Origin of the sequence: Rhodoferax sp., from assembly GCF_028689305.1 — a bacterium.
Lineage (GTDB): Bacteria > Pseudomonadota > Gammaproteobacteria > Burkholderiales > Burkholderiaceae_C > Rhodoferax.
The window spans coordinates 3,323-9,350 of sequence record NZ_JAQTWM010000114.1 but is presented as its reverse complement, the minus strand read 5'-3'; the positions used below and the strand labels follow the sequence as shown (position 1 = coordinate 9,350).

Annotated in this window: 7 protein-coding genes and 1 pseudogene; 1 reads left to right on the top strand and 7 read right to left on the bottom strand. The window is 61.6% G+C overall.

Annotated elements, in window-relative coordinates:
• Window positions 1-249 (top strand): annotated as a pseudogene (locus PHW99_RS16760) (protocatechuate 3,4-dioxygenase); the annotation flags it as partial.
• A gap of 55 nt (window positions 250-304) precedes the next feature.
• On the opposite strand, the gene PHW99_RS16755 reads toward PHW99_RS16760, so the two are convergent.
• From PHW99_RS16755 to PHW99_RS16725, 7 genes are all read right to left on the bottom strand, one after another.
• On the bottom strand, window positions 305-889 hold the full coding sequence (locus PHW99_RS16755; protein WP_300180263.1) for a hemerythrin domain-containing protein: 585 nt from the start codon (window positions 887-889) through the stop codon (window positions 305-307).
• A 102-nt stretch (window positions 890-991) separates the two neighbouring features.
• A complete protein-coding gene (locus tag PHW99_RS16750) occupies window positions 992-1,729 on the bottom strand; it encodes an ABC transporter ATP-binding protein (protein ID WP_300180260.1) in 738 nt (245 codons plus the stop codon).
• Window positions 1,722-2,528, bottom strand: coding sequence for an ABC transporter ATP-binding protein (locus PHW99_RS16745; protein WP_300180257.1), 807 nt, complete (start codon window positions 2,526-2,528; stop codon window positions 1,722-1,724). Before PHW99_RS16745 ends, PHW99_RS16750 begins: the two co-directional genes overlap by 8 nt.
• Entirely contained in the window at window positions 2,525-3,502 is a 978-nt protein-coding gene (locus PHW99_RS16740) for a branched-chain amino acid ABC transporter permease (RefSeq protein WP_300180254.1), read from the bottom strand. The genes PHW99_RS16745 and PHW99_RS16740 overlap by 4 nt, the downstream gene beginning before the upstream one ends.
• Window positions 3,502-4,374, bottom strand: a complete 873-nt coding sequence (locus PHW99_RS16735) for a branched-chain amino acid ABC transporter permease (RefSeq protein WP_300180251.1) — start codon at window positions 4,372-4,374, stop codon at window positions 3,502-3,504. Before PHW99_RS16735 ends, PHW99_RS16740 begins: the two co-directional genes overlap by 1 nt.
• 260 nt (window positions 4,375-4,634) lie before the next feature.
• On the bottom strand, window positions 4,635-5,807 hold the full coding sequence (locus PHW99_RS16730) for an ABC transporter substrate-binding protein (protein WP_300180248.1): 1,173 nt from the start codon (window positions 5,805-5,807) through the stop codon (window positions 4,635-4,637).
• A partial coding sequence (locus PHW99_RS16725) for a hypothetical protein (RefSeq protein ID WP_300180245.1) occupies window positions 5,804-6,028 on the bottom strand: 225 nt, incomplete at its 5' end. The genes PHW99_RS16725 and PHW99_RS16730, both read right to left, overlap by 4 nt.

Sequence of the window (6,028 nt, the reverse complement as noted above, 5' to 3'; positions counted from 1 at the left end):
ATCAACAAGGACTTTGACCTGAAGTTCATGGAAAGCCTGCTGAGCAACCCCGAATGGGCGACCCAGTTCAGCATCCATGAGCTGGTCGAGAAAACCGGCACGCAAGGCATCGAGCTGCTGGCCTGGCTGGCCATGCGTGCCGCTTTGACAGTGGGTGATCAGCCGGGGGTGCGCAAGGTGCACAGCAACTACCACATCCCGATTTCCAACACCGCCACGGGCCTGCTGGCGCTGGAAAAAGTCAGCTGACCCCCGAAACGCGCCCCGGGGGGAGGCAACGCCCCCCTTACGGGCGCAGGTCTTGTCAGTCCTCGCCCAGCCCGATCGGCGCCGGGGCGTGGTTCACGATGCGGGTGAACAACTGTTCGTAAGCCGGGTCAGGCGGGTATTGGCCGGTGAGCGGGTCGCAGTTGGTCTCGAAGGCGGCATCGATTTCTTTCCAGTCCTCGGGCTGGAGCACTTTCAACGCCGCGGGCAGAATCACGTTTTCTTCCTGCCGCATGTGCTCCAGGTAGAAGCCCAGGTAACGTTTGGCGGCCACCACAAACACCTCGCGGCGGCTGTCGCCCAATAACTCCCAGGCCAGCAACTGGTGCTGCAGTTGACGCACATTGGACTCCCCCAGGGCGTGTTCCCGGTCCAGCTGGGCAATCAGCCCCGCCGTCTCGGGGGCGCGTTCGGCCACTTTCGGGAACAGCAGCTCGGTCTCTTTGGGGTGATGCAGGCGCTCGGGAAATTCGTCGATGTAGAACAGCATGGCGCGCAACACGTCAAAGTAGTTTTGCGGGTGGGCGCCGGGGCCGCGTTCCACCATCATGCCCAGCGAGCGCAGCATGGCCGCCAGGGCGGCGTGTTCGTCGCGAATGATGTGAATGCTGGAGGGTTCCATGGTGTGGTCCTGGAAGAGGTGTTAAAAATCAGGTATCAAGTATGTTTTTGGCCTCTAGCCCAGATAAAACATGTCTTGTGCGCTATCATTTATATAGCATCATCAGCGAGCCACCCCCAGCAGCTTGTCCAGCAAGGCCGGTTGCTCCTGCAGGCTGCGGGCGGTGCTGGTGTGCACCACCGTGCCGTGGTCGAGCACGGCGGCGGTGTCCGAGATGGCCAGAATCGCCTGCGGGTGCTGTTCGACGATGATGGCCGACAAGCCTTCGTCACGGGTGATGCGCCGGATGGCACGCAGCAGCTCTTGCACGATGATCGGTGCCAGGCCCTCGCAAGGTTCATCCAGTAGCAGCAGCGTGGGGTTGAGCACCAGGGCGCGGCCCAGCGCCAGCATTTGCTGCTCGCCACCCGAGAGTTGTGTGCCCAGGTTGCTCTTGCGCTCGGCCAGCCGGGGGAACAGCTCGTAGACGCGCTCGGGGGTCCAGGGGCGTGAGCTGCGCCCAGCGCGGGCCGGGCGCGCCACCGCCGTCAGGTTTTCATGCACCGTGAGTGATTTGAAGATGTTGCGCTCTTGCGGCACCCAGCCAATGCCGGCGGCGGCGCGCTCGTGCGACGGCAGCTTGTGCAGCGTGACGGCTGTGGTGCCAGCACCCAGGCTGATGCTGCCGCCGTGCTGGCGCGTGGCTCCGGCCAGGGTGTTGATCAGCGTGGTTTTGCCGGTGCCGTTGCGCCCGAGCAAGGCCAGGGTCTGGCCCTCGGCGATGGACAGCGACACGTCGTGCAAGACCACAGCCTCGCCGTAGCCGGCGCTGACATTCTCGACTTTGAGCAGCTCACGCATGGCCTGCCCCCTGTGCACCAGCGTTCATGGTGTCCATGCCTTCGTTGATTTCATCACCATGCCCCAGGTAGACGGCCTTGACCTGCGGGTCATGGGCAATCTGGTCCGGGTCACCCTCGGTCAGCACCGTGCCGTTGACCAGCACCGTCATGCGTTTGGCAAAGCTGAACACCAGGTCCATGTCGTGTTCGATCAGCAGCACGGACACATCCGCGGGCAGGGCGGCCACGGTTTGCAGCAGCTCTTCACGCTCACCGGCGGGCACACCGGCTACCGGTTCATCCAGCAACAGCACACGCGGCTCACAAGCCAGGGCGATGGCGATCTCCAGCAGCCGGCGCTTGCCGTAGGCCAGCACGCGGGTGGGCTGCGCCATCACGGTCGTTAAATGGAATTGCTCCAGCAGCTGTTCACAACGCTCGGTGACCCTGCTTTGTGCCCCCAGCGCCTGCCACCATCGGTTGCCCAGGCCCTGCTGTTGCGACACCGTCATGGCCAGGGTTTCCAGCGGCGTGAGGCTGTCGAACAATTGGTTGATCTGGAACGTGCGCACCATGCCGCGACGCACCCGCTGGTTGGGGCTCAGTTGGGTGATGTCTTGCCCCTCCAGCGTGATCTTGCCCGAGGTGGGCTGCAACACGCCGGTCAGCAGGTTGATCAGCGTGGTTTTGCCCGCGCCATTGGGGCCAATCAGCGCGTGACGCGCGCCTTGTTTCAAATCCAGCGTGACGTTGTTGGTGGCGGTGATGCCGCCAAACTTCATCACCAGGCCTTGGGCCGACAACACGGTGCTGCTCATGATGCACCCCCGGTCTTGCCTTTGCCGAACCAGGTCCAGGGCCTGATCAGACGCTCACGCCCGACCATGACCAGCACCACCAGGAACAGGCCGATCCAGAACGTCCAGTACTGCGGCGTGATGCTGGAGATGATGTCCTGCATCAGCTTGAACACAATCGCGCCGGTGATGCCGCCATAGAGCCAGCCGACCCCGCCGATCACTAGGATGGTCATCACGTCCGCCGAGCGGTGAAACTCCAGCACATCAAGCGAGGCAAAGCCGGTGGTCTGCGCCAGCAAGGCCCCGGCGACGCCAGCCAGGCCAGCAGCCACGGTGTAGACCAGCGCCATGCGGCTGTTGACGGCAATACCAATCGCCATGGCGCGCAGGCGGTTGTCACGGATGGCTTTGAGCGTGGCGCCAAACGGCGAATTCACCAACCGGCGCGTGATGACAAACACCAGCAACAACACCGTCAGGGAATACCAGGCCGCGGTGCGCCCGCTCAGGTCAAACTCGAACCGCCCCAGCAGCGGCCCCATCATCACCCCCTGCAGGCCATCGGCCCCGCCGGTGAGCCAGTCCATCTTGTTGGCCAGCTCGCCCAGAATCAGGCCAACACCCAGCGTGACCATCAGCCGGGTCAAATCGGTACCGCGCAAAATGGTGGCGCTGCACAGCGCACCCAACACGGTGGCGCAGGCCATGCCCACCAGCAGGCCAACCAGCGGGTCTGGCATGACCAGCTTGGCAAACAGCGCGGCTGAATAGGCCCCCATGCCAAAGAAGGCGGCATGGCCCAGCGACACGATGCCGGTGAAGCCCAGAATCAAGTCCAAGGAGAGCGCAAACAGCGCCACGATGGCGATCTCATTGATGATCAGCGCATGGCCACCCAGCAGCAGCGGTGAGGCCAGGGCCAGCAGCCACAGCGGGATTTCCCAGCGCTTCCAGCGGCCGTTTTTGAGCAGCAGGTTCTGAGAATTGGTCATCACTTGCCTCCCTTGCGCACAAACAGGCCTTGGGGCCGCCAGATCAGAATGGCAATCATCAGGCTGTACACAATGAAACCGCCCAGTTTGGGGATGTAGTACTTGCCCGCCACGTCAGCAATGCCCAGCAACAGCGCGGCTAAGAGCGGACCGGTGATGCTGGAGGTGCCGCCGACAGCGACCACAATCAAAAAGTAAATCATGAATTTCAGCGGAAAGCTCGGGTCCAGCCCCAGCACTTCAGCCCCCAGTGCGCCGCCCAGCCCGGCCAGGCCGGAGCCGACGGCAAAGGTGGTCAAAAACACCACGTTGACATTGATGCCCAAACCAGCCGCCACACGCTGGTCATCCACCGATGCGCGCAGACGGCTGCCAAAGCGGGTTTTGGTCAACACGTATTGCAGCGCCACGGTGAGTGCGGCACACACCACGATGATGAACAGCCGGTAATGTCCCATGCCCAGCATCCAGGCGCCATCACCCAGTTCGGTACGGCCTTTGAGCCATTCGGGCAGTTGGACGATTTGCTGGCCCGAGCCAATGAAGTAGTCGACGCTGGCCACCGCCATGAAGGTCAGGCCAATCGAAAACAGCACCTGGTCCAGGTGTGGCTTGTGGTACAGCGGGCGGTACAGCGTGCGCTCCAGCAGCGCGCCCAGCAAGGCCGAGCCGGCAAAGGCCAGCGGCAGACACAGCAGAAACGGCACGTCAAACTTCTGCATCAGCAGCACGGTGATGTAGCCGCCCACCATGGCAAAAGCGCCGTGCGCCAGGTTGATGAAGTTCATCAGCCCCATGGTCACGGCCAGGCCCACCGCCAGAATGAAGAGCAGCATGCCGTAGGCGACGCCGTCAAAGAGGATAGTCAGCATGGAGGGTTGCGTGGGTTAAAACAGCGTTGAATAAAACACGTCGATCAGAGTTCAAAAACGTATCGGTTGGTGGTGGTGATTGGGTAACGCGACCGGGCTTCGGGGTGAAAGGCGCGGAGTCAAACTCGCGAGCACCCGCAACGGCTCCCGCGTGATTTCACCCCGAAACCGCATGCGCATTGCCCAGTCGCCGCCACCAACTGCAACAATCACCCCCCCCAAGGGGGACTCGCGACACAGCAGCCGGGCTTGTGTGTTGCTTACTTCGTTTTGCCGGGGTCTTTCACGTCTTTGATCACGTCAAATTCCACGTTGTAGAGCTGGCCATCTTTCCTCTCGACCTTGCGCAGGTAGATGTTGTGCACCACGTCGCGGGTTTGCGCGTCGATGAACATCGGGCCGCGCGGGCTCTCGAAAATCTGGCCTTTCATGGCGGCCAGCAAGGCCTCACCACCGCCCTGCCCTTTGGTGGCTTTGAGGGCTTGGTAAATCACATGCATGCCGTCATAACCACCCACGGCCATGAAGTTGGGGCGCAGGCCGGGGTTGGCTTTGGCAAAGGCGTCAACAAACTTCTTGTTCACGGCGGACGGGTGGTAGGTGGAGTAGTGGTGCGAAGTCACCACGCCCAAAGCACCGTCGCCCATGCCGTTGAGTTGATCGTCATCGGTCACGTCACCGGTGCCAATCAGCTTGATGCCGGCCTTGTCCATGCCGCGCTCCAGAAACTGCTTCATCACCGCCGCTCCTGCGCCCGAGGGGACAAACACAAATAACGCGTCGGGTTTCAGGTCACGCACTTTTTGCAGGAACGGGGCGAAGTCAGGGTTGCGCATGGGCACGCGCAAGGCTTCGACGACCTGGCCGCCGTTGAAGGTCAGGCGTTCCTTGAAATATTTTTCAGCGTCAATGCCAGGGCCGTAATCACTGACCAGGGTCACCACTTTTTTGATGCCGTTTTTCGGAGCCCAGTCACCCATGGCCACGGAGGCCTGCGCCAGCGTGAAGCTGGTGCGCACCACATAGGGCGAGGCTTGGGTGATGCTGCTGGTGGCGGCGGCCATCACCACCAGGGGGGTTTTGGACTGGGTGGCAATCGGCGCGGTGGCCATGGCCGAGGGCGTGATGCCAAAACCAGCCAGCACGTTCACCTTGTCATTCACTACCAGGTCTTGCGCCAGACGTTTGGTCACGTCGGGGATGCTGGTGTCGTCCTTGACGATCAGCTCCACCTTCTTGCCTGCCACCATGTCGCCGTTTTGCGCCATGTACAGCTTGGCGGCGGCTTCAATCTGGCGCCCGGTGCTGGCTTGTTGCCCGGTCATCGGCAGAATCAGGCCGATTTTGAAGGTGTTGCTTTGTGCGATTGCATTACCTGCTGCCAGCGTTGCAGCGGCAAGGGCCAGCGCGTGGATAAAGTGCCGTTTGTTCATGCTTTGTCTCCAGAGTGGTGAGAGGGTAAGTTTTTTTGACTAATGTGCAGCGAAACGAAATTGAGCGCAATAGCGATTTCAGACTCTTTGTTATAACACTTTGAGATAACCAGACCCTGGCCAATCTGAATGCTGGGGTACTCAGTGGCGTAGGGTGATGCAGGAATGTTCGCACATCCGACTCTCGGCGCGCGAGTCTTCACGCCGCTCAATGGCGTCCA

Excerpts from the sequence above, each read along its gene's own strand:
- PHW99_RS16730 (WP_300180248.1), bottom strand. The coding sequence starts at position 5,807 with ATGAACAAACGGCACTTTATCCACGCGCTGGCCCTTGCCGCTGCAACG.
- PHW99_RS16745 (WP_300180257.1), bottom strand. The coding sequence starts at position 2,528 with ATGAGCAGCACCGTGTTGTCGGCCCAAGGCCTGGTGATGAAGTTTGGC.
- PHW99_RS16740 (WP_300180254.1), bottom strand. The coding sequence starts at position 3,502 with ATGACCAATTCTCAGAACCTGCTGCTCAAAAACGGCCGCTGGAAGCGC.
- PHW99_RS16755 (WP_300180263.1), bottom strand. The coding sequence starts at position 889 with ATGGAACCCTCCAGCATTCACATCATTCGCGACGAACACGCCGCCCTG.
- PHW99_RS16750 (WP_300180260.1), bottom strand. The coding sequence starts at position 1,729 with ATGCGTGAGCTGCTCAAAGTCGAGAATGTCAGCGCCGGCTACGGCGAG.
- PHW99_RS16735 (WP_300180251.1), bottom strand. The coding sequence starts at position 4,374 with ATGCTGACTATCCTCTTTGACGGCGTCGCCTACGGCATGCTGCTCTTC.